A 20,451-nucleotide genomic window follows, 5' to 3' on the forward strand; every position below is an offset into this window, starting at 1 on the left:
GGCGCGCCGTGCCGAAGGCCAGCGTGAAGAACTTCACTTCCGCGATACCTAGCCTACCGCCGCCACTCACGTGCTGCGTAAGAGCAACCTGAAGGTCATCCAGCAGCTCCTCGGTTGCGAGGACATCAAGACGAGGGTGCGGATGAGCGCCGCAAGGCAGGCCGCAACAGCCGCTGATGGCGGTATTCCAGCGCGATGGCGCCCCAGATCAGGCCGAGCAGCAGGTAGACGTGGCGCCAGTGGTCGATGTCGATGAAGGTGCCGAGCCCGATATTGCCGATGAAGGCGACATAGGCGCACAGGAGATAGGGCTGCCACGGCCGGTCGCGCAGCAGGATGCGGAAGCCGGCTGCTATCGTCCAGGCAACGAGCGCGAGGAACGACACGAAGCCGAGCCAGCCATAGTCCATCAGCATCTTCAGCCAGATGTCGTGGGTGTCTTCTCCAAAAATCGTGCCGAACACCAGCGGGCCGATGCCGAACGGATGCTCCATAGCCATCTGGAAGCCGATCGCGTAGCGGGCGAAGCGTCCCAGGCGGGCTGTGTCGTAGCTTTGTTCGAGATGGGCGCGGTTGGAGAACATCTCCGACACGCCGGGCAGCTGCAGGATGACGATCATGGCGACGACCAGCAGCGCCAGCGCGGCGATCGTCATCACCACCACGCGCAGCCGGAACATGCCGCTGGCGCTCTGTAGGAACAGGCAGCCGGTGAGCAGGACAGCCGAGACGGCGAACATGCCCCAGGCGCCGCGCGAGAAGGAGAAGAAGATACCGGCCGTGATGATCAGCAACGGCACCGCCAGCAGCGGCATGCGCGAGACAGGTCCGGTCAACAGCAGATAGAGCAGATAGATGCCGGGCAGCACCAGGAACGGGCCGAACACGTTCGGGTCCTGGAAAGCGCCGGCGGCACGGTCGTATTTGGTGAACATCTCCGCACCGGGAAAGGCGTGGAAATAGCCGGCTATGCCGAGTAGCGAGGTTATCACCGCCGACACGACATAGGCGACGAAGATCAGCCGGTAGAGGCTGGGTTGCACCGCGGTCACCGAGGCGAAGAACACCGCGGTGAAAGCGAGAAACAGCGAGACGGCGAGATAGAGCGGCGTGTTGGCGAGATCCGACATCTGTGTCATCGCCATCATGCCGCCGATGTTCATCGTCACCAGCAGCACCAGGAGCGGCATTGCCGCGCGCGACACCCTGAGGCCGAAGAGAGCCCAGATGGCGATCAGCCCCGCCATGTAGAGCTCGTAAGGCGCCGGTTCGCTGATGACGAAGCCGGACAGGAATATGCCGAGGAAGACCGCGCATGAGGAAATCAGCGCGATCAGCTTGGCGTTGACCGCCGCGCGCGGCACATCATGGCTGATCGCGCTCAATAGGCGTTTTCCGTGTTGAGCAGCCTGATCGGCGTCAGGAACAGGATCCGCAAGTCGAACAGCAGCGACCAGTTCTCGATGTAATAGAGGTCGTACTCCGTCCGCATGCGGATCTTCTCGTTGGTGTCCATCTCGCCGCGCCAGCCATTGATCTGCGCCCAGCCGGTGACGCCGGGCTTGACCTTGTGGCGCGCGAAATAGCCGTCGACCACTTCATTGTAGAGCAGGTTGTGCGACTGCGCGGCGATGGCATGCGGACGCGGGCCGACCAGCGACAGCGAACCCAGCAGCGAGTTGAAGAACTGCGGCAGCTCGTCGATCGAGGTCTTGCGGATGAAGCGGCCGACGCGGGTGACACGCGGATCGTTCTTGGTCACCGTCTGCTTGGCGGTAGGATCGGCCTTGTCCGTATACATCGAACGGAACTTGTAGACCTCGATGATCTCGTTGTTGAAACCGTGCCGCTTCTGGTGAAACAGCACCGGCCCCTTGCTGTCGAGCTTGATGGCGATGGCGGTCGCCAGCATCACCGGCGAGAACACGACGATGCCGATGAGGCTGAAGATGATATCGAAGGCGCGCTTGGCGACCGAATCCCAGTCGTTGATCGGCTTGTCGAAGATATCGAGCATCGGCACCGAGCCGATGTAGGAATAGGCGCGCGGGCGAAACTGCAGCGCGTTGGAATGCGCCGACAGCCGGATGTCGACCGGCAGCACCCACAGTTTCTTCAGCAACTGCAACACGCGCGATTCGGCGGTCAGCGGCAGCGATACGATCAGCATGTCGATGCGGGCGATGCGGGCGAACTCGATCAGTTCCGAAATGGTGCCGAGTTTCGGATAGCCGGCGACGATGGGCGGCGAGCGCTTGTCGCCGCGATCGTCGAAGATGCCGCAGATGCGGATGTCGTTGTAAGGTTGCTTCTCGACCGAGCGGATCAGGACTTCCGCCGCCTTGCCGCCGCCGACGATGACAGCGCGCCGCTCCATGCGGCCGTCGCGCGCCCAGGTACGGATCAGCTTCGACATCACCAGCCTGAGGCTGAAGATGAGAACAAAACCGACGACGAACCAGGTGCCGAACAGAAGCCGCGAATAGTCTTGCGACATCTTCATGACGAACGCGGTCAACGCCATCAGCGCGAAGGCACCAGCCCAGGCCAGCAGCACGCGGCCGAAATTGGCGATGGGCCGCATCAGGGCGACGATCTGGTAGCAGTCGGTGACGTCGAGCAGCACCACGGCAAGGAACGACGCGGCGGCGATCGTCAGCGGATACTGCCAGGCGAGATAGTTGAAGAACCCGACATAGTGGAAATAGACGGCGAGCCCGGACAGCAGCAGCAAGCCGAATTCGACCATGCGCAGGACACCGCTGACCATGATCGGCGACATTGTATCGCGCCGGTACTGCGTGGCGACCTGGCGGGCGACATCGTTCATGCCGCTTGGCGTGTCGCCATCGGCCGGGCCGTCGAATTTACGCACCGCCTCTGCTGAAAAGCGGCGCGCGGGGTCGATCTCGTTCATGGGGCTTTCCGCAAGCTTCCCTGCGGTGAATAGCAAAAGAGAGCTAAGAAACCCTTGAAACAACCCATGGCTTTGAAAAGGCTTGACCTTGCGCCCTATTTGTCGAGCGCGGCGAAGTAGGCCTTCTCGATGTCGGCGGCCATCACATCGGCGCCGAAGCGCGCCTTGAGGTTGGCGCCATCGGGCATCAGGTCGCTATAGGCAGCGGGGTCGGCCAGCGCCTGGCTCATCTTGTCGGCAAGCTCGACCGGGTTGGGCCGGATCAGGGCAGGGGAACCGATGCCGAAGATCTCCGGAATGCCGCCGACCGCAGTGGCGATCATCGGCTTTCCCGAGGCAAGCGTTTCCAGGACGATATAGGGCATGGCTTCGGCGCGCGAGGGAACGATGACGAGCGCCGCCAGCGCAAACGCCTCCCTGGCCGGCATCGGCGGCAGGAAGCGAACATGGCGCTCAAGCCCGAGGCGTTTCACTTGAGCGTGGTAACGCGGCAGGTCGTCGCCGTCGCCGACCATCACCGCCGTCAGCGCGCGGCCGAACTGGGAGCCGGCCAGCGCCAGTGCATCGATAAAGATGTCCGGACCCTTCAGGTCGCGCATCATGCCGATATAGAGCAGATCGGCTGCGTCGGGCTCGGCGATCACCGGCTCGAATTCGGTGGCGCGCAGGCCGTTATAGACCAGGGTGTTGGGAATGGGCGGTTCACCGACCTTCCTGCGATAGGTTTGCCGTTCATAGTCGGAGACAAACAGCAGATAGTCGGTGAAGCGGGCCATGAAGCGCTCGAGCGCGAAGAACAGCTTTCCGGTGGTTGTGTTCTCGTCATAGTGGAGAGAGCCACCATGCGGCGAATAAAGGCGGGCTACGCGAGACCTTGATACCCGCAACAATGAGCCGAACAGACGGGCATAGGCGCCACCCTTGGCGCCGTGCCCGTGCAACACGTCCGGCCGCAATTCCTTGATGATCCTGTAGATGCGCCTGGCCGAGGCAAGATCGCCCGGCCCGACATGGCGCTGCATCGGCGTGCGGTGGATGCCGAGCGCCAGCATGTCCTTCATCTGCTCGAACAGACGTTCCTCGAACGCGCCGCCCGTGGTCGAATCGCAAACGATGCCGACGGAATGCCCGGCGGCGACCTGCGCCTCGGTCAGGTCGCGCACATGCCGGAAAATTCCCCCGACGGGTGAGCGAAAGCAATGGACGATCCTGAGTGTGTCCGCCACGTGTCTGTCAGAACAGGCGTTCGCGGACGTAGACGGTATCGCCGGGCAGCAGCGGGTCGGAGGTGACCACGCGGCCGGTCATCACCTTGCCGTTGATGTCGCGAGTGATGTCGACGCTTTCCTGGTTGGCGCGCGGCGTGAAACCGCCGGCGATGGCGATTGCCTTCTGCACCGTCAGGCCGGGGACATAGGAATATTGGCCGGCAGCACCCACTTCGCCCATGACGAAGATCGGCCGGTAGCGGTCGATCTCGACCGAAACGTCGGGATCGCGCAGATAGCCTTGCCGCAATTTGTCGGCGATTTGCTTTTCCATCTGCTGTGCGGTGTGGCCGCGTGCCGGTATGGCGCCGACGAGCGGGAAGGAGAGGTAGCCGGATTGGTCGACGCTGTAGGTGTTGGTCAGCCCGTCCTGCTCGAACACGGTGACGCGGACGCGGTCGCCGGCGCCAAGACGATAGGGCTGATCGAGCACCTCATGGAAGGCTGCCGGCGTCGGCCGATAGCTGGAACAGCCGGCGAGCATCGACACGGCAAGCAGCGCGCGAAACAGGGAAGCAGTGCTTTTCATGACCGGACAGGTACCTTCGACTGGTCGCTACAACGTCGCAGCAACTCTAGGGATCGAGGTCCGTTATCATCCTGTTAGGGTTAATGGCCGGTAAAGGGAGCGGCCGACACATGGCGCATCGGCAAGAGTTTTATGATTTTTGACGGTTTTGTTTATCGCTCGCCAGTAAACCCTAATGGAAACTTACCGCGATCTTAACGGCTGAGTTACCATAGTTGTTTACGGTGTGTCCTGACCCACTATCGGAGTAGGGATGCATGTCCGTTCAGTCCGCGGCCGCAGATGTCGACGTCGATCTCAGGCAGCTCTTCGCCAGCCTGGCGAGGAACTGGCTGCGCATTCTCCTCGTCGCGCTGTTGGTGACCGGGGCGGCTTTCGCCTTTGCCTCGCTGGCAACCCGGCACTACAAGGCTGAGACGCAGGTGGAGATCGCTCCGCGTGAATCCGTGTATACGCGGCCGGCCAGCAACAACAATGATACCGACAAGCCTATTCTCGACGAACAAGGCGTCGCCACCCAGGTCCAGATAATTTCCTCCACCGAAATCCTCAAGCAGGTCGCGCAAAAGCTTGGTCTGGAAAAATTGCCCGAGTTCGACGACGCGATCGACATGTCGCCGTTGAGCCGCGCTTTGGTCCTCGTTGGCTTGAAAAGCGATCCAATGGAGATTCCGGCGGAAGAACGCGTGCTCAAGAAAATGCACGAGAAGCTTAACGTCTATGGTGTCGAGAAGACCCGCATCATTGCCATTGAGTTCTCATCGGAAGATCCCAAGCTCGCGGCCGCTGTACCAGACGCCATTGCTGCCGCCTATATAGCGGGGCAAGGGGCGGCCAAGCTCGAATCGAACAACGCCGCCGCCGACTTTCTGGCGCCGGAGATCGCTGACCTGTCGAAGCAGGTCAAGGATGCCGAGGCCAAGGTCGCCGCCTACCGCTCACACTCCGATCTTCTGATGGGTGGCAACAATTCGGTGCTGGCCACCCAGCAGCTTTCGGAACTGTCCAGCGAACTGTCGAAAGTGCGCGCTAACCGCGCCGCCGCGGAGGCGACAGCTGACGGTGTGCGCAGGGCGCTGCAGAATGGCGGTTCGCTGGATGCCGTGCCGGAGGTTTTGTCATCGGACCTGATCCAGCGCTTGCGCGAGCGACAAGTCGAATTGCGCTCCAACATCGCCGATCTGTCGACGACATTGCTTGGCAATCATCCGCGTATTCGCGCGCTGAAATCGCAACTGACCAATCTCGACGCGCAGATCCGCAGCGAGGCCCAGAAGATCATGAAAGGCCTGTTGATGCAGGCCGAGACGGCAAAGGCCCGCGAGAACCAGCTTGTTGCCGACGTCAACACGTTGAAGGCTGCGTCGGCGCAGGCCGGGGAACAGCAGGTCGATCTCGATGCGCTGCAGCGCGACGCCACTGCCAAACGGCAGCAGCTCGAACTCTATCTGACCAACTACCGCGAAGCGGCCTCGCGCCAGGATCGCAATTATTTGCCGGTCGACGCCCGGATCGCCTCGAAGGCTTCGGTTCCCTCCGAGGCCTATTTCCCGAAGGTCGGGTCGATCGTTGGCGCCGCATTTGCCGCATCGCTGCTGATCATGGCCATCGTGACACTTCTGCGGGAGCTGTTTTCCGGCCGCGCGATGCGGCCGGCCGCTGGCTCCCGCTTCGAGCGGATCGATGAGGTCGCGATGCCTGATGTGGCGCAGGCCCCTGATTTTGTCGCGAAGCCGGTTGTCCGCCGGGAGCCCGCCATTCTCCAGGATCCCTTCGCTCATCAGGAGATGGCGGAACGTTCGGCTGAAGCGGAGGCCGAGCCCTACACGGCCGCGATGCCCTATAGGGCCGAGGCGCCTGATATGGTCGCAATGGCCGAGGCAGCGGCAGCCGAGCAGACGGCTGTCGCGCCCGAACCGGCGCGTCCGAGCCTAGGCGAGATCGACATCGAGAAGGCTGCCGAAAAGCTGATCGCCAGCGGTGCGGCGCGCGCCATATTCGTCTCGCCGGAGGGCGACGAGGCGGCCGCATCCGCGGTCCTGGTGGCACGCGAGGTCGCCGACGCCGGCCTGCGCGTCCTTTTGCTGGACCTCACTGCTTCGGGGGCGGCCTCGCGGCCGATGCTGGACAGCGGCCTTTTCTCCGGCATCACCAACCTGCTCGCCTCGGAAGCGCAGTTCAGCGACGTCATCCACGCCGATCTCTACTCGGACTGTCACGTTATCCCCGTCGGCACCGCCGATCCGGTCCGTGCCATGCGCGCCGCCGACCGGCTGCCGATCATCATGCAGTCGCTGACAACAGCCTATGATCTGGTCGTGGTCGAATGCGGACCGGCCGACGCGCAAGGCATCAGCCGGCTGACCGGCGATGCCACCGAGGTCTTTCTCTCCATGCTGGAGCCGGACGACGAAGTAACACAGGCCGCGGTCAAGTTGATCGAAAGCGGCTATCCCGACCTGACGCTGGTGACGCCGCTCGGCCACGAACCGCCCGGCAATCCGGTGCCGGGACGGCGCACTGCCGCCGCCTGAGAGAGCCGTAGATCGCTTGGCGCGGACTTGTACGGAGGTCCGTCTGATTTCTATCCCAGTTCCAGGGTCGTTATGCCGAACAACCGCTGCAGCCCAAGCTTCGGGGGCGGGCCCTTGTACATGCGCGTGGTGGTGAAGGTCGGCGCAAAGCCGGCCGCCTCAAGCGCCGCAATGAACTCCAGTTTGGTGGCTGGAACGTCGATGCTGAGGTCGCCGCCCTTGCAGGCAGCCGCCAGTCCGTCCAGCAAGTGCAGAGCGATTTCCACGTCGTCGGCAAACAGCGGGCCGATCTTGAAGCCGGAGCGGCACTGCCGCGCCACGGCGTAGCCGCGGGTGCCGCGTGAACTGATCGCCGCCAGCCCGTGATGCGGCGTCTGCAGCCAGCGCTGCAGGAAGGCCCGCCGGGGTGCTGGAAAACAATGTGAGTCATAGATGTCGGGCACGAGTTGCGTTGTTATCATGCGCAACCCATCGGCCCTTACCGCCGGGCTTGCCATGTGGCCGGTGTAGCGGATGGTCTCGTAGGTCGGACTGAAGCCCCTGCGCTGGTAATTCGCCTGCTGCTCGGCGACGCCGTCGAGGCCAACGGTCCTGCCTGCAAGCCTTTTTATGCCGGCGTTCCACACCGCCTTGCCGTAGCCTTCGCCGCGCATGTCCGGCCGGCAGATGTAGAGGCCGATGAAACCGAACTCGCTTCCATAGGCCACTGCCGAGATTGCCGCGACCATTTGCTTGCCGGCAAACGCGCCGATGAAGCCTTCAGGGTCCGCAGCCTGGAACATTGCCGCGTCTTCAAGGCCAGGATTCCAGCCTTCTGCAGCGGCCCAGTCGATAAGAACCGTCAACTCCTGCAGCGACAGCGTGCGGATGGTCGGCTTCATTGTGCTCACTCCGCGGCGACTGCTCCGGGCGAGAAGGATTTCAGCATGCCACGATAGTGCTTGGCCAGTGGGCTCGCATAGGCACCGCGCTTCGATGTCGACAGGCCGAGCGAGATCAGCGCCTCGGCCTGCTTGAGTGCTGCGCCGACGCCATCGATGACCGGCAGTTGGAACTCCGCTTGCAGTCGGTGTGCAAGGTCGGCCATACCGGCGCAGCCGAGCACGATGGCCTCGGCGCGATCCTCCTCGATGGCTCGGGCGATTTCGTCGCGCAGTTTTCCGACCGCGCCGGATGCGGGGTCCTCCAGGGCAAGCACGGGGATGTCCGCAGCGCGCACGCGGACGCGTCCCGCCATGCCGTAGCGATGCACCAGCCCCTCGACAGGCACAAGCGAGCGTTCGGTGGTTGTCACCACGGTGAAGCGCTGGGCAATGAAAGCAGCGATGGAAAGCGCCGCCTCGCAAATGCCGATGACAGGGATACCGGCCATGGCACGTGCGGCATCCAGGCCAGTGTCGTCGAAACAGGCAATGATGGCCGCCTGCGCGCCGCTACGCTCGCCGGCGGCGATCTCCATCAGCAGGCCCGGCACGGCCAGGGCCTCGTCATAATAGCCTTCGATCGATACCGGTCCCATGGACGAGGTGACGGCAACCACTTCCGTCCAGGCGCCGGCGACGGCGCGTGCGGCGGCCGCGATCGTCTCGGTCATGCTCGCCGTCGTGTTTGGGTTCACCACCAGTATCTGCACGGTCACGCTCTCGCTCGGCGGCGGCCGACATAAAGGATGGCGCCCAACGTTGCCAGGATCACCAGGAACGAGAACACCGTGGTCACCGTGCCCAGCGCGTAGAGGACAGGCGTCGTGACATTGGTGGTCATGCCGTAGATCTCGAGAGGCAGCGTGTTGAAGGTGCCTGAGGTCATCAGCGTACGCGCGAACTCGTCGTAGGACAGCGTGAAGCCGAACAGGCCGACGCCGATCAAGCTCGGCGCGATCATCGGCAGCACGACATGGGCGAAGGTCTGCCAGGAGGTGGCGCCGAGGTCGCGTGCGGCCTCCTCATAGGCCGGCGAGAAGCGGTTGAAGATGGCAAACATGATCAATACCCCGAACGGCAACGTCCAGGTCAGGTGCGCGCCGAAGGCGGACGTGTACCAGGCCGGGCGAAAACCGATCTGCTGGAAGACCACGCCGATGCCCAGTGAAATGATGATCGAGGGCACGACGAGGCTGGCGACCGCCAGGTAGAACAGCGCGGTGGCGCCGCGAAATTTCCGGCGGAAGGCGAGTCCCGCCAGCAGTGACACCACGACGGTGACGATCATCACCATGACGCCCAGCACCAGCGAGCGCTTGAAGCTACCGCCGAAATCGCCGACTGCCTGGCGCTCGAACAGATTGGCGAACCAGTGCAGCGACACGCCGTTGAGCGGGAAGGTGAGGCCGCCGGTCTCGCCCTGGAAGGACAGGATCAGGATCGCCGACAGCGGGCCGTAGAGGAACAGCACGAACAGCGTGAAGAAGGCTGCCAGCACGTAGAATTCGAAGCTGCGTTTTTCGTGGTTCACGTCAGAGTTCCTTGCGGATGTCGACGATGCGCAGGATGCCGGCGACCATCAAAAGCACCAGCACCAAAAGCACCACCGCATTGGCCGCAGCGGCCGGATATTGCAGCAGCGACATCTGGTTCTTCATCATCAGCGCGACGGAAGCGCTCTGGCCGCCCGACATCACCTGCACGGTGGAGAAATCGGCCATGACGAGCGTGACGACGAAGATGGTGCCGATCGCCATGCCAGGCTTGGCCAGCGGGATGATGACGTTCCACAGCACCTGCCAGCCGGAGGCGCCCGCGTCGCGCGCGGCCTCGACCAGCGAGCGGTCGATGCGCATCAGCGTGTTGAAGATCGGCGTCACCATGAACAGCGTGTAGAGATGCACCATGGCGAGCACGACCGCGAATTCCGAATAGAGCAGCCATTCGATCGGTTTCGGCACCAGCCCCAGATGCACCAGCGTCGAGTTGATCAGCCCGTTGCGGCCGAGCACCGGAATCCACGAGATCATGCGGATGATGTTGGAGGTCAGGAACGGCACGGTGCAGACTAGGAACAGCACCATCTGCATGGCCGTGGTGCGGATGTGGAAGGCGAGGAAATAGGCGACCCAGAAGCCGATAAACAAGGTCAGCGCCCAGACGATGGCGGCGAATTTGATGGTGTTGAGATAGGTCTTCCAGGTAACCCACGAGCCCAGAACGTCGGAATAGTTGGTGGTCAGGAAATCCGGATACATGGCGGCGAAGTCGTAATCCCAGAAGGACACGACGACGATCATGATGATGGGCAGGAGCAGGAATGCGCCGAGGATCAGCGCCAGTGGCGCCGATTGGAGATAGGGCGTAACGGCACTGATGGAGAAGCGGCGTTGTCGAGCTTGTTTCGTGGCGGCGATTACGGGGCGTTCGAGAGCCGCAGTCATCTGGAATACCTTTGGGGTGATGTGGCTAGCGGACGATCTGTCAGGCTGAGATCCTTCACGCCCCCCTCTGTCCTGCCGGACATCTCCCCCACGAGGGGGGAGATTGAACTCTCAATGCGGTTTTCGCCAACCATCGGTGCAGCAAGAAGAGCGCTGACAACGGAACTGCCAATCTCCCCCCAAGTGGGGGAGATGTCCGGCAGGACAGAGGGGGGCGCGAAGGAATGAGGCATGTCCAGTTGACGTGCTGCCTTCTCTTACGCCGCGATGAACTCGTTCCAGCGCTTCACCATGTAGCGGTCCTCGTCCATGACCGAGTTCCAGCAGGCGACCTTGCCCATGCGCTCCTCGAACGAGCCGCCGTCGCGCACGGCGCCGGCCTTCTCCATGACCGTGCCGTCCGGTGCCTTGATGTCGCCCTTGGCCGGCTTGCCTTCGATCCAGTAGCCCCATTCGTCCTCGGACATGAACTTCTTGGCGGAGACCATGTTGGCCGAATAGTAGCCCTGGCGGTTGAGATAGCCGCCGACCCAGCCCGACGTGTACCAGTTGATGTACTCGTAAGCAGCGTCGAGCTCGGCGCCCTTGAGGTGGGCGGCAAGACCGAGGCCGCCACCCCATGAGCGGTAGCCTTCCTTGAGCGGCTGGAAGCGGCAGGCGATGCCCTTGGAGCGCACGGCGGCGACGGCTGGTGACCACATCGACTGGATGACGACTTCGCCCGACGCCATCAAATTGACGCTCTCGTCGAAGGACTTCCAGAAGGCGCGGAACTGGCCGGCCTGCTTGGCCTTGATCAGGAAGTCGATCGTCTTGTCGATCTCCTCCTTGGTCATGTTGCCTTTGTCGGCATATTTGATGTTGCCCGTGGCTTCCATGATCATCGCCGCATCCATGATGCCGATGGAGGGGATGTTGAGGATTGCGGTCTTGCCCTTGAAGGCCGGGTCCATGATGTCGGCCCAGGTGGTGATGTCGCGGCCGACGAGGTCGGGGCGGATGCCCAGCGTGTCGGCGTTGTAGATGGTCGGAACCATGGTGAACCAGTTGGTCGGCGCCTTGGCGAAGGTCTTTGAGTCCTGCGCCTCGACATAGCCGACTGTGTGCGGCGCCGTGCCCTGCGCGATGACGCTGTCGGGCGTCAGCTTGCCAGTTTTGAACAGCGGCACCAGTTCGTCGTAATATTTCAGCTTGCTGACATCCATCGGCTGCAGCACGCCGCTCGGGAACACCTTCTTGCAGATCCAGTATTCGATGTCGGCGATGTCGTAGCTGTCGGGCTGGGTCACTGCGCGCTGGGCGGCCGCGTCGGAATCGGTCGCCGTCATCTCCAGCGTGATGCCGAGGTCGGCCTTGCACTTGTCGGCGATGGCGTTGAGGTTCGACACGCCGGTCCCGAACTGGCGCAGCGTGATGTTGGACTGTGCCCAGATGGTCGGAAAGCCTGTTATGGCACCAGAGCCGGCGGCAAGGCCGACGGCAGCGGCACCCGTCTTGAGCAGCGAGCGGCGCGAAATGCCCGCCTTGGTTTGCGTAATGTTTGTCATACCTATTCCCCTGTCTTGTTTTGCTTGGTTGACGTCATGAATGAAGGCGGCCGAGGACGATGGCGTCCTCGCAATCCCAGGCCAGCGGTACGGCGTCGCCAATGGCGACGGGTCTGGCGAAGAAGTCGGAATCGTCGATAATCACGGTGAAATCGTCGATGCCGGCGCCGGTGACCGACAGCTTCACCGTGGCGCCGCGATACTCGATGTTGGAGACGATGCCGGTGAAGCCGAGGCCGGGCGAGGGCGGCTCGCCGATGCGCACATGGTCGGTGCGGATGGCGATGTCGATCGGCGCTCCCACGTCCTGTGGCTGGCCGCTGGCGGCAAGCGAGGCGCCGCCATTGACGTCGAAGACGACCATGGCGTTGCGTTCGCCGGTGACCCGGCCGGAGATGACATTGTGGTCGCCCATGAAGCGCGCGACGAAAGCGGTGGCCGGCCGCTCGAACACGTCGCGCGGCGGGGCCGCCTGTTCGATGCGGCCGTCATTCATCACCACGATCAGGTCGGCGAGCGCCATCGCCTCCTCCTGGCTGTGGGTGACGTGGACGAACGTGATGCCAAGTGACGTCTGCAGCTTCTTCAACTCGGCCCGCATGCGGATCTTCAGGAACGGGTCGAGCGCCGACAGCGGCTCGTCGAGCAACAGCGCCTCGGGATCGGTGATCAGTGCGCGGGCGAGTGCTACGCGCTGCTGCTGGCCGCCGGAAAGCTGTGCGGGCCGGCGCGTCGCATAGGCCTCCATCTGCATCAGCTTCAGCATGTCTAGCGCCTTGGCACGGCGTTTTTCCTTGTCGACGCCCTTCATCTTCAGGCTGAAGGCAACATTGTCGATCAGGTCGAGATGCGGGAACAGCGCATAGGACTGGAACATCATCGCCGTGCCGCGCTTGGCCGGCGGCAAGTCCGTCACCACCACATTGCCGAGGCGGACATCGCCGCTGGAAATGCTCTCATGGCCGGCGATCATGCGCAGCGTCGAGGTCTTGCCACAGCCGGAAGGACCGAGCAGGCAGCAATAGGTTCCCGCCGGGATCTTCAGGCTGATGTCCTCGACGGCGGTCGTCGTTCCATAGAGTTTCGAAACGGACACAATGTCGATTTCGGCGGCTTTGGACATCAGGCATCCTCGTTTGGTCGCATTAACCAATGCATCATGCGTGCCAATCGCCATGCTGCGGGCCAAGCACTTGAATCGTCGGGGAAATCAGGATTTCTGGTGACGCCTATCAAACGAGCCGTTTTGTGCATTGCACAAATTATGGGCGATTGTCTGCGATCTCTACACAAATCGTATGCAATCTTTTTTGCCTTCGTGTCCACTTTGCCTCTCGTGCTGGCGTCGGGAGTCGCGTTAGAAGGGGACGGAAAGAATTGCCGCCATGAACATCGCCGACCAGATCTATTCCGCCACCGACAGCGCCACGCAGGATCGTGCCCAGGCGATCCGCGACCAGTTGCGCGACGCCATCGTCGACCGCCGGCTGGCGCCGGGCACCAAATTGTCGGAAGGCGAGGTCGGCACGCTGTTCGACGTCTCCCGTACCGTGGCACGCGCGGCCCTGCAGATGCTGTCCTTCGAAGGGCTGGTGCGCACCGAGCGCAACCGTGGCGCCTTCGTTGCCAACCCGTCGCCAGAGGAAGCGCGCCAGGTGTTCGCCTCGCGCCGGCTGATCGAACCAGGCATTGCCATCGCCGCCTGCGGGCGCGTCACCGCCGCCGACATCGCCGCATTCAAGGCGCAGCTCGACGAGGAGGGCCGCTTCATCGCCGAGCGCGGGCCCAATGCGCGGCGTTCCGAAATCAAGGCGTCGGGCGATTTCCATTTGCTGCTCGCCGCCGTCGCCGGCAATGCCATCCTGCAGCGCTTCATGGAGGAGCTGGTGGCGCGCTCGTCATTGGTCATCGCCCTTTACGGGCGGTCTGGCATATCGGCCTGTGGGCACAGCGAACACACGGAAATTGTCGGCGCGCTGGGGAGCGGCGATTGTGGGCTGGCGAGCCGGCTGATGCTGCACCACATCGATCATATCGAGGCCGATCTGGATTTACGCGTCAGGGCCGGCCCGGCGCTGAGGGAAGCCCTCAATTTCTGAGAGCTAGCTTTCGTCCTCGGCGGGCACCGCTTGTCCGGCCGCCTTGCGGCGCAGCATCTTGGTCAGCTTCCAGATCGTCGGGCTGTTCTTGATGAAGGCTTTCAGCCGCGCGCCATGCCGAAGCATCAGCGCCAGCGCGCGTCCCTTAACCGTCAAGGGGATCAGCACCTCGAAATGCCGGGTTTCGATATCGCACCACAGCCGCTTGTAAGGCTCGTCGCCGACGGAGAAGTCATAGACCTCGAAACCGGTCGCGCAGGCTTCCTGGATGTTGTCGAAGAACAGGAAATCGCCAGGACTGGTGTGGCCAAGATCGTCCTCGGCAATCGCGCCGAACTCGCAGATCAGGCGCCTGCCTGAACGGCTAGACCCGGTGATAGCGCGTAGCTTGCCGGCAACCTCGAGACCGTGCAGCACGAAAGACGGCTCGTCCTCGGCAAGCGCCTGCATGAACAATGCACGGAAGAAGCCGCGCACCTGCTCATCGCCGAAGACGTTGGTGATGCCCATCTTGCGGAAGCGGAATTCCTTCATCTCGAAAAAGGCGTCGAGCAGCCTGTTCACCTCGTCGGTCGTACGCGCCTCGATGCGCCGGTGGCTGCCGACGTTTTCGAACTTCCGGATCTGAGAACGGTGCTTCTTGCGTTTGCGTTTGCCGCTGGCGCGAGAAAGCAGCGCATCGAAGCCGCCGGCAAGGTCGACGGCCAGCGACAGATTGGGGCTGGCAAAATGGTCGAGCGAGGCGAGCGGATTGGCGACGCCATCGAGATCGGGCAGCAACCGCTCGAACGCGACGAGATCGATGTCGGGACGTGCCTTGGCAATGGCTGCCAGCATCGATCGGACGGCCGGGATATCCGCCCTGGTCAGCCAGTCCGGGTCCGCGGCGACGAAGTTGCCATTGGCGTGGCGGCCTCCCATGAAGCGGGCAACGCGGAACGGGCCATTGGCGGTGACCTCCAGGCCCAGCGAAAAAACCGGCCTGCCTTCGGCGCTCAGCGTAGCGACGAGCAGATCCGGCCTGACCTGTGCGACCCAGTTCAGAACCCAGGCAGCACTCTGCGCCGGCGCAAACAGCGCCGAGCGGCAGAACTCGGCATAGGCCGTGAGCCCTTCCGCCGACACCACTGAAAACGACAGGCCGGCATGGTCCCGTGGCAAGGCGCGCGACGACGCCTCGGTCACCGCAAGCCGATTGCCGTCAAATGACGCAGTTGCGTCAACCATACCTCAATCCTTAGGGCGTATTGATCGCGATTTGGGGGTTCGCGTAGGCGCATTCCGTGCTTGGATCAGCCTAGGCGCAAAAGGTGAATGAATGATCGACGGCGGGGAGGCAATCCGGAAACTGGCGCTGAACGTCGCCCGCTATACCGGCCTTGCACCGCTGGCCAAGCCGTTCATCGGCGGCATTGGCGCCATCCTGATGCTGCACCGCGTTACCGCGACGCCGGAAAAGCCGCACAGCGTCAACCGGCATCTGAACATCGCGCCTGGCTTCCTCGATGCCGTGATCGCCGACATGAGGGCGAGCGGCTATGCCTTTGTCTCCATGGACGAAGCCGTCGAGCGCATCAAGGCAGGCGGCAAGGGCGGCCAGTTCGCCACCATCACCGCCGACGATGCCTATCGCGACAACATGACCGAGGCTTTGCCGGTACTGGAGAAGCACGGCGCGCCGATCACCATCTATGTCGCGCCCGGGCTGATCAACGGCACCGCCGATTTGTGGTGGGATGTGGTCGAGGACATCGTCAACGCGCGCGACAGCCTCACTCTGACGCGACCGAACGGTCCGCTGACGATCGATTGCTCGACACCTGCGAAGAAACTGCAGGCCAATGCACGCCTGCACGCCTATCTCACCTCCGAAGTCCGCGAGGAGGATATGCAAGCGGTGCTGCGCGACCTGGCTCGCTCAAATGGCATCGACGCCGACGGCCCACGCCTGCGGACTTTGATGAACTGGGACGAAATCCGAGGCATCGCCGCGCATCCGCTGGTGACGATCGGCGCCCATACGATCAGTCATAGCAATCTGAAGCGGCTCTCCGAAGCCGATGCGCGGCACGAGACCGGCGCCGTGCGCGGCATGTTGCAGGCCGAACTGGGCGAAACGACCAGTCATTTCGCTTACCCCTATGGCTATGCAAGTGCTGTCGGCTGCCGCGAAGTCGGCTTTGCCCGCGACGCCGGCTACACCTCCGCAGTGACGACGCGCCACGGTGTGCTGCGCGCCGAGCATGCCGGGTTCCTGCATGCCTTGCCGCGCATTTCAGTCAATGGCCGCTACCAGAGCCTCGCCCACATCCGTACCATGCTGTCGGGCGTGACGACGCCGCTCGCCAACGCCGGCAAGATGCTCGTTACGATTTGATGGCAGCGGGGCCGGGTTCCCCTTAGCGCTTGGCCCGCGGCTCCAGCATCAACCACTTGATGATGCCCATCGCCGGCAGCACCCAGAGCAGGCCGCTGAGCAGGAAGAACAGGAAATGCACCCACGGGCCCGACTCCGACAGCTGGGCGACCGCGAAGATCGATGCGACCAGCGCATAGATGATGACCAGCGCGATCAGCAGGAACATTCCGATCAGCTTTTTCAGGCGCAGGGGCATGGTTGGTCTCCTGGTCGAGGATGCCGGCAACTCGGACAGGGGACCACCGGGCAAACTCAGAGTGTTGGCCTCGCATAGGCCTTGGCGCGAAGCTGTGCAACCGATGAGACGCGGCGCGACGGCGTGCCGCGCTGCATGGCCTTGCCAGCGCGAGTGCGATGGTCCACCAATCCGCCAAACCAACCTGCCGGGACAAGACCATGGCTGCCATATCAGCTGCCGCACCATTTGTGGCCCGCGACCGCGACCTGCGCAACCGGGCGCTGTTGCGCGGCTGGCTCTATGTGGTGGTGCTGGTGCTGTTTGCGCTGGTGTTGGTCGGCGGCGCCACCAGACTTACCGAGTCCGGCCTGTCGATCACGCAGTGGAAGCCGATCCATGGCGTGATCCCACCGCTCAACGATGCCGAGTGGCAAGAGGAATTCCAGCTCTATCAGCAGATCCCGCAATATGCCGAGCTCAACAAGGGCATGAGCATCGCGGCGTTCAAGTCGATCTTTTGGTGGGAATGGGCGCACCGCATCCTGGCGCGTAGCGTCGGCTTGGTCTTTGCCTTGCCGTTGCTGTTCTTCTGGGCGACACGCCGCATCGAGCGCGGTCTGGGGCCGAAACTCGTGGGCATCCTTTTGCTCGGCGGCCTGCAGGGCGCCATAGGCTGGTGGATGGTGGCCTCCGGCCTGGTCGATCGGGTCTCCGTCAGTCAGTACCGGCTGGCGACCCACCTGACACTCGCCGCACTGATCTTCACCGCGACCATGGTCGTGGCGCGCGGGCTGGCTCCGCATTCCGAACCCGCCGCCGATCGGTCGACGCAGAGGCTGGCCGGTTTCATCGTGCTTCTGGCGCTGGTCCAGATCTATCTTGGCGGCCTGGTCGCTGGGCTCGATGCGGGCCTGAGCTACAACACCTGGCCGCTGATGGACGGCAAGATCATCCCGGGCGATCTCTTGCTGCTCGAGCCGGCGTGGCGCAACTTCTTCGAAAGCCCGAAGACGGTGCAGTTCGTCCACCGGCTCGGCGCCTATATGGTGTTCATCGTGGCCTTGTGGCACATGATCGCCACGCGCCGGCGGCTGCCAGGCTCAACGCACGCTCGCCGTGCGACGCTGCTGTTTCTGCTGGTGCTGGTGCAGGCCTCGATCGGCATCGGCACGCTGCTGATGCATGTGCCGCTGCATATGGCGCTAGCCCATCAGGGTTTTGCACTCATCGTGCTGGGCTTTGCCGCGGCGCATTGGCGCGGCACCAAGGGCGCCTATCCCTTGCCGCACGAAATCGCGCTCAGGAGCTGATCCCTAGAGCAATTCCAGGGAAAGTGTGAAACGGTTTTCCCGGGAACGCGCATAGCGCTTTCCCTTAGGGAATTGCGTCACAACAAAAAGATAGATCGGCCAGTCACATCCAGAATTCGTTTGAAGATGTCGTCTTCTCGCCGTCGAATTCCGCCTGACGCAACGCGGCGGCTGATGGCGCGGATTGGCCCTGGTCGGGCTTGGCAGCCTTGTCGGCGGCCTTGAGTGCATCAAGTCTGGCTTGGGCCACGGCGATATCCTGCTGCACTTGCGCGGCCTTGACCTGATCCGTGATCGCCTTGGCCTGATCTTCCAGATCCTGGATCTGCTTCTCGAGCGCGGCCTCCTGGGCTGCATTGCTCGACGAGCTGGACGAGGAATACTGGGTTACCTGGGAGGACCCCGAAATCGCGCTGACCATGACAAATCCCAGAATGGATCCGGGACCAGTCAGTAGCCCATCGTGGTGAACAGGCGGTTACCACCGCGCCGTCGCCCCGTGCGATCAGAAGCTTGCCCGCACCGCCCGGATCGCCTCGGCGATCGACAATTCGCGATTCTCCTCCACGGCGTTGTCGTCCTCGTGATGCCAGGATGCGGATAGGCAGCCATAGGCGATGGCGTGATCCAGAATGGCTGGCGGCGTCTGGCCCAGCGTTTTGGCAAAGATCTCGGCCATGTGCGCGATCCGCTCCGGGTCAAGGCAGAGATCGTCCCGGTCGAGAGGGTTGTAGAACATGTTCGCGGCGTCGAAGCCGGGATCGCCCAGAACGCCCTTCGGATCAATCGCCAGCCAGCCGCGCGGTCCGTGCAGGATGTTTTCATGATGCAGGTCACCATGCAGTGGCCTGACGTCATGTGGATTGGCCAGCAACCGATCGGCAATGGCGGCGGCTTCGACATAGAGGCTGTCATGGCCCGAGTTGCGGTCGGTTGCGGCTTTCCTGAACAGGCTTGAAAAACGCTCCCCGAGCGGCTGAAGCTCGGACGGGAAGGGGTCTTTCCCAGGCGAAAACAGTTGCGCCATCACGTCCGCCGCAATTGCGGTCGCGGCAAAGTCGCCCTGTTCGTCGAGCACCTGCTCCAACAAGGTTTCACCAGCATATTCGAGCAGCATGCTGTGGCCGTCGCGGCCAAGCAGGCGCACCGCGCCTTCGCCGCGCCGCCAGGCGAGGAAATGCTCGCCGCGCAGCTCGTCGGCGACATCGTCGAAAGGCTTGAGCGCCTTGACGATTGCCGGCGAGCCATCTTCGCGCAAAACCTTCCAGATGCGGCTTGAAAAGGTCTCGGCAATGAGTTCGGACGCGCTGACCTTCCAGCGCGCCGGAAAGGCTGGTGCGTCCATCAGAGGCCGAGCATCAAGTCCATGTTCTGGACGGCGGCACCCGAGGCGCCCTTGCCGAGATTGTCATAGACCGCCAGCAGCAGGGCTTGCGCCCGTTTGTCGTTGGCGAAGACGTACACTTTCATCCGGTTGGTGCCGTTGTAGATCTCCGGATCGATCTCCGGCATACGCTCCGAATGCGCGTAGGGCGCCACCTCGACCACGCCGCCTTCGATGGCGGCGAAATGGTCGGCAATCGCCGCATGCAGCTCCGCACCCGTCGGCACATGGTCGAGACCGCCAAGCTGCAATGGCACGACCGTGATCATGCCTTGCGCGAAATTGCCGACCGCCGGCTGCATGATCGGATCATGCGACAGCTTGGCATAGGCCCTCAGTTCCGGCACGTGCTTGTGCTGCAAGGTGAGGCCGTAGGGGAGGAATTCCGAGGCGTCCTCGCCCTTGGCGACGTAGTCCTCGATCATCGGTCGTCCGCCGCCCGAATAGCCCGAAATGCCGTTGACAGTGATCGGGAAATCGGCTGGCAGCAGGCCGGCGGTGACCAGCGGCCGCAGCGTCGCGATCGGTCCCTGCGGCCAGCAGCCGGGGTTGGCGACGCGCTTTGCCGAGGCAATTGTCTTCGCCTGCGTCTTGTCCATCTCGGCGAAACCATACGCCCAGCCTTCCGCCACGCGATGCGCGGTCGACGCATCGATGACCTTGGTGGTGTCGTTGGCGATCAGCGAGACACTTTCCTTCGCCGCATCGTCCGGCAGGCACAGGATCGCGACATCGGCGGCATTGAGGAACTCGGCACGTGCCGCCGTTTCCTTGCGGCGCTCGGCGGGAACCGAGATGATTTCCAGGTCGCCGCGCTCGGCAAGCAGCGCCCGGATCTGCAGACCGGTGGTGCCGTGTTCGCCGTCGATGAAGATTTTCGGTTTCATGGATTGATTAAT

Annotated in this window: 19 protein-coding genes; 4 read left to right on the top strand and 15 right to left on the bottom strand. The window is 63.0% G+C overall.

Annotated elements, in window-relative coordinates; translation table 11 throughout:
• Positions 1-125 precede the first annotated feature (125 nt).
• From NKI38_RS06305 to NKI38_RS06320, 4 genes are all read right to left on the bottom strand, one after another.
• Positions 126-1,385 (bottom strand): O-antigen ligase family protein, encoded by a 1,260-nt coding sequence (locus NKI38_RS06305; protein WP_352655683.1) that lies wholly within the window; start codon positions 1,383-1,385, stop codon positions 126-128.
• On the bottom strand, positions 1,382-2,917 hold the full coding sequence (locus NKI38_RS06310; RefSeq protein WP_352655685.1) for an undecaprenyl-phosphate glucose phosphotransferase: 1,536 nt from the start codon (positions 2,915-2,917) through the stop codon (positions 1,382-1,384). The genes NKI38_RS06305 and NKI38_RS06310 overlap by 4 nt, the downstream gene beginning before the upstream one ends.
• Before the next feature lie 95 nt (positions 2,918-3,012).
• The gene (locus tag NKI38_RS06315; protein WP_352655687.1) at positions 3,013-4,143 is read right to left on the bottom strand and encodes a glycosyltransferase family 4 protein; all 1,131 of its coding nucleotides are present in this window, start codon (positions 4,141-4,143) and stop codon (positions 3,013-3,015) included.
• 7 nt (positions 4,144-4,150) lie between these two features.
• Positions 4,151-4,714, bottom strand: coding sequence for a polysaccharide biosynthesis/export family protein (locus tag NKI38_RS06320; RefSeq protein ID WP_352629329.1), 564 nt, complete (start codon positions 4,712-4,714; stop codon positions 4,151-4,153).
• 257 nt (positions 4,715-4,971) lie between these two features.
• Here NKI38_RS06320 and NKI38_RS06325 point away from each other — a divergent pair, with 257 nt between their 5' ends.
• Entirely contained in the window at positions 4,972-7,248 is a 2,277-nt protein-coding gene (locus NKI38_RS06325; RefSeq protein WP_352655689.1) for a GumC family protein, read from the top strand.
• A 50-nt stretch (positions 7,249-7,298) separates the two neighbouring features.
• Here NKI38_RS06325 and NKI38_RS06330 read toward each other — a convergent pair whose 3' ends face one another.
• The 6 genes from NKI38_RS06330 to NKI38_RS06355 form a co-directional block, all read right to left on the bottom strand.
• On the bottom strand, positions 7,299-8,129 hold the full coding sequence (locus NKI38_RS06330; protein ID WP_352655691.1) for a GNAT family N-acetyltransferase: 831 nt from the start codon (positions 8,127-8,129) through the stop codon (positions 7,299-7,301).
• 5 nt (positions 8,130-8,134) lie between these two features.
• Positions 8,135-8,881: an aspartate/glutamate racemase family protein gene (locus NKI38_RS06335; RefSeq protein WP_352655860.1), complete on the bottom strand. Its 747-nt coding sequence runs from the start codon at positions 8,879-8,881 to the stop codon at positions 8,135-8,137.
• Between the two features lie 2 nt (positions 8,882-8,883).
• The gene (locus NKI38_RS06340) at positions 8,884-9,702 is read right to left on the bottom strand and encodes an ABC transporter permease (protein ID WP_352655693.1); all 819 of its coding nucleotides are present in this window, start codon (positions 9,700-9,702) and stop codon (positions 8,884-8,886) included.
• A gap of 1 nt (position 9,703) precedes the next feature.
• Positions 9,704-10,615 carry an ABC transporter permease gene (locus NKI38_RS06345; RefSeq protein ID WP_352655695.1) on the bottom strand — a complete coding sequence of 304 codons (912 nt, stop codon included), beginning with the start codon at positions 10,613-10,615 and terminating at the stop codon, positions 9,704-9,706.
• Between the two features lie 257 nt (positions 10,616-10,872).
• On the bottom strand, positions 10,873-12,162 hold the full coding sequence (locus tag NKI38_RS06350) for an ABC transporter substrate-binding protein (protein ID WP_352655697.1): 1,290 nt from the start codon (positions 12,160-12,162) through the stop codon (positions 10,873-10,875).
• A 34-nt stretch (positions 12,163-12,196) separates the two neighbouring features.
• A complete protein-coding gene (locus tag NKI38_RS06355) occupies positions 12,197-13,285 on the bottom strand; it encodes an ABC transporter ATP-binding protein (RefSeq protein ID WP_352655701.1) in 1,089 nt (362 codons plus the stop codon).
• 262 nt (positions 13,286-13,547) lie between these two features.
• Here NKI38_RS06355 and NKI38_RS06360 point away from each other — a divergent pair, with 262 nt between their 5' ends.
• On the top strand, positions 13,548-14,261 hold the full coding sequence (locus tag NKI38_RS06360) for a GntR family transcriptional regulator (RefSeq protein ID WP_352655703.1): 714 nt from the start codon (positions 13,548-13,550) through the stop codon (positions 14,259-14,261).
• 3 nt (positions 14,262-14,264) lie between these two features.
• Here NKI38_RS06360 and NKI38_RS06365 read toward each other — a convergent pair whose 3' ends face one another.
• Positions 14,265-15,488 carry a GNAT family N-acetyltransferase gene (locus NKI38_RS06365; protein WP_352655705.1) on the bottom strand — a complete coding sequence of 408 codons (1,224 nt, stop codon included), beginning with the start codon at positions 15,486-15,488 and terminating at the stop codon, positions 14,265-14,267.
• Between the two features lie 91 nt (positions 15,489-15,579).
• Here NKI38_RS06365 and NKI38_RS06370 point away from each other — a divergent pair, with 91 nt between their 5' ends.
• Positions 15,580-16,638, top strand: a complete 1,059-nt coding sequence (locus tag NKI38_RS06370) for a polysaccharide deacetylase family protein (RefSeq protein ID WP_352655707.1) — start codon at positions 15,580-15,582, stop codon at positions 16,636-16,638.
• A gap of 22 nt (positions 16,639-16,660) precedes the next feature.
• Here the strand turns inward: NKI38_RS06370 and NKI38_RS06375 are convergent, their stop codons facing one another.
• A complete protein-coding gene (locus tag NKI38_RS06375; RefSeq protein ID WP_023759866.1) occupies positions 16,661-16,876 on the bottom strand; it encodes a DUF2842 domain-containing protein in 216 nt (71 codons plus the stop codon).
• Positions 16,877-17,076: 200 nt separating this feature from the next.
• Between NKI38_RS06375 and NKI38_RS06380 the strand changes: the two genes are divergently transcribed.
• Entirely contained in the window at positions 17,077-18,168 is a 1,092-nt protein-coding gene (locus NKI38_RS06380) for a COX15/CtaA family protein (protein ID WP_352655709.1), read from the top strand.
• A gap of 103 nt (positions 18,169-18,271) precedes the next feature.
• Here NKI38_RS06380 and NKI38_RS06385 read toward each other — a convergent pair whose 3' ends face one another.
• From NKI38_RS06385 to argC, 3 genes are all read right to left on the bottom strand, one after another.
• Positions 18,272-18,589, bottom strand: a complete 318-nt coding sequence (locus NKI38_RS06385) for a hypothetical protein (protein ID WP_352655711.1) — start codon at positions 18,587-18,589, stop codon at positions 18,272-18,274.
• An 84-nt stretch (positions 18,590-18,673) separates the two neighbouring features.
• The gene (locus NKI38_RS06390) at positions 18,674-19,516 is read right to left on the bottom strand and encodes an aminoglycoside phosphotransferase family protein (protein WP_352655862.1); all 843 of its coding nucleotides are present in this window, start codon (positions 19,514-19,516) and stop codon (positions 18,674-18,676) included.
• Positions 19,513-20,439: an N-acetyl-gamma-glutamyl-phosphate reductase gene (gene argC / locus NKI38_RS06395; RefSeq protein WP_352605275.1), complete on the bottom strand. Its 927-nt coding sequence runs from the start codon at positions 20,437-20,439 to the stop codon at positions 19,513-19,515. Before argC ends, NKI38_RS06390 begins: the two co-directional genes overlap by 4 nt.
• Between the last annotated feature and the right edge of the window lie 12 nt (positions 20,440-20,451).

This window comes from Mesorhizobium sp. M0621 (assembly GCF_040320745.1).
In the GTDB taxonomy this organism is placed as follows: Bacteria; Pseudomonadota; Alphaproteobacteria; order Rhizobiales; family Rhizobiaceae; genus Mesorhizobium.

Bases quoted from the DNA above. Each gene is read 5' to 3' on its own strand.
- NKI38_RS06370 (WP_352655707.1), top strand. From the start codon at position 15,580: ATGATCGACGGCGGGGAGGCAATCCGGAAACTGGCGCTGAACGTCGCC.
- NKI38_RS06320 (WP_352629329.1), bottom strand. From the start codon at position 4,714: ATGAAAAGCACTGCTTCCCTGTTTCGCGCGCTGCTTGCCGTGTCGATG.
- NKI38_RS06310 (WP_352655685.1), bottom strand. From the start codon at position 2,917: ATGAACGAGATCGACCCCGCGCGCCGCTTTTCAGCAGAGGCGGTGCGT.
- NKI38_RS06350 (WP_352655697.1), bottom strand. From the start codon at position 12,162: ATGACAAACATTACGCAAACCAAGGCGGGCATTTCGCGCCGCTCGCTG.
- NKI38_RS06380 (WP_352655709.1), top strand. From the start codon at position 17,077: ATGGCTGCCATATCAGCTGCCGCACCATTTGTGGCCCGCGACCGCGAC.
- NKI38_RS06375 (WP_023759866.1), bottom strand. From the start codon at position 16,876: ATGCCCCTGCGCCTGAAAAAGCTGATCGGAATGTTCCTGCTGATCGCG.
- NKI38_RS06355 (WP_352655701.1), bottom strand. From the start codon at position 13,285: ATGTCCAAAGCCGCCGAAATCGACATTGTGTCCGTTTCGAAACTCTAT.
- NKI38_RS06325 (WP_352655689.1), top strand. From the start codon at position 4,972: ATGTCCGTTCAGTCCGCGGCCGCAGATGTCGACGTCGATCTCAGGCAG.
- NKI38_RS06330 (WP_352655691.1), bottom strand. From the start codon at position 8,129: ATGAAGCCGACCATCCGCACGCTGTCGCTGCAGGAGTTGACGGTTCTT.
- NKI38_RS06345 (WP_352655695.1), bottom strand. From the start codon at position 10,615: ATGACTGCGGCTCTCGAACGCCCCGTAATCGCCGCCACGAAACAAGCT.
- NKI38_RS06365 (WP_352655705.1), bottom strand. From the start codon at position 15,488: ATGGTTGACGCAACTGCGTCATTTGACGGCAATCGGCTTGCGGTGACC.
- NKI38_RS06360 (WP_352655703.1), top strand. From the start codon at position 13,548: ATGAACATCGCCGACCAGATCTATTCCGCCACCGACAGCGCCACGCAG.
- NKI38_RS06385 (WP_352655711.1), bottom strand. From the start codon at position 18,589: ATGGTCAGCGCGATTTCGGGGTCCTCCCAGGTAACCCAGTATTCCTCG.
- argC (WP_352605275.1), bottom strand. From the start codon at position 20,439: ATGAAACCGAAAATCTTCATCGACGGCGAACACGGCACCACCGGTCTG.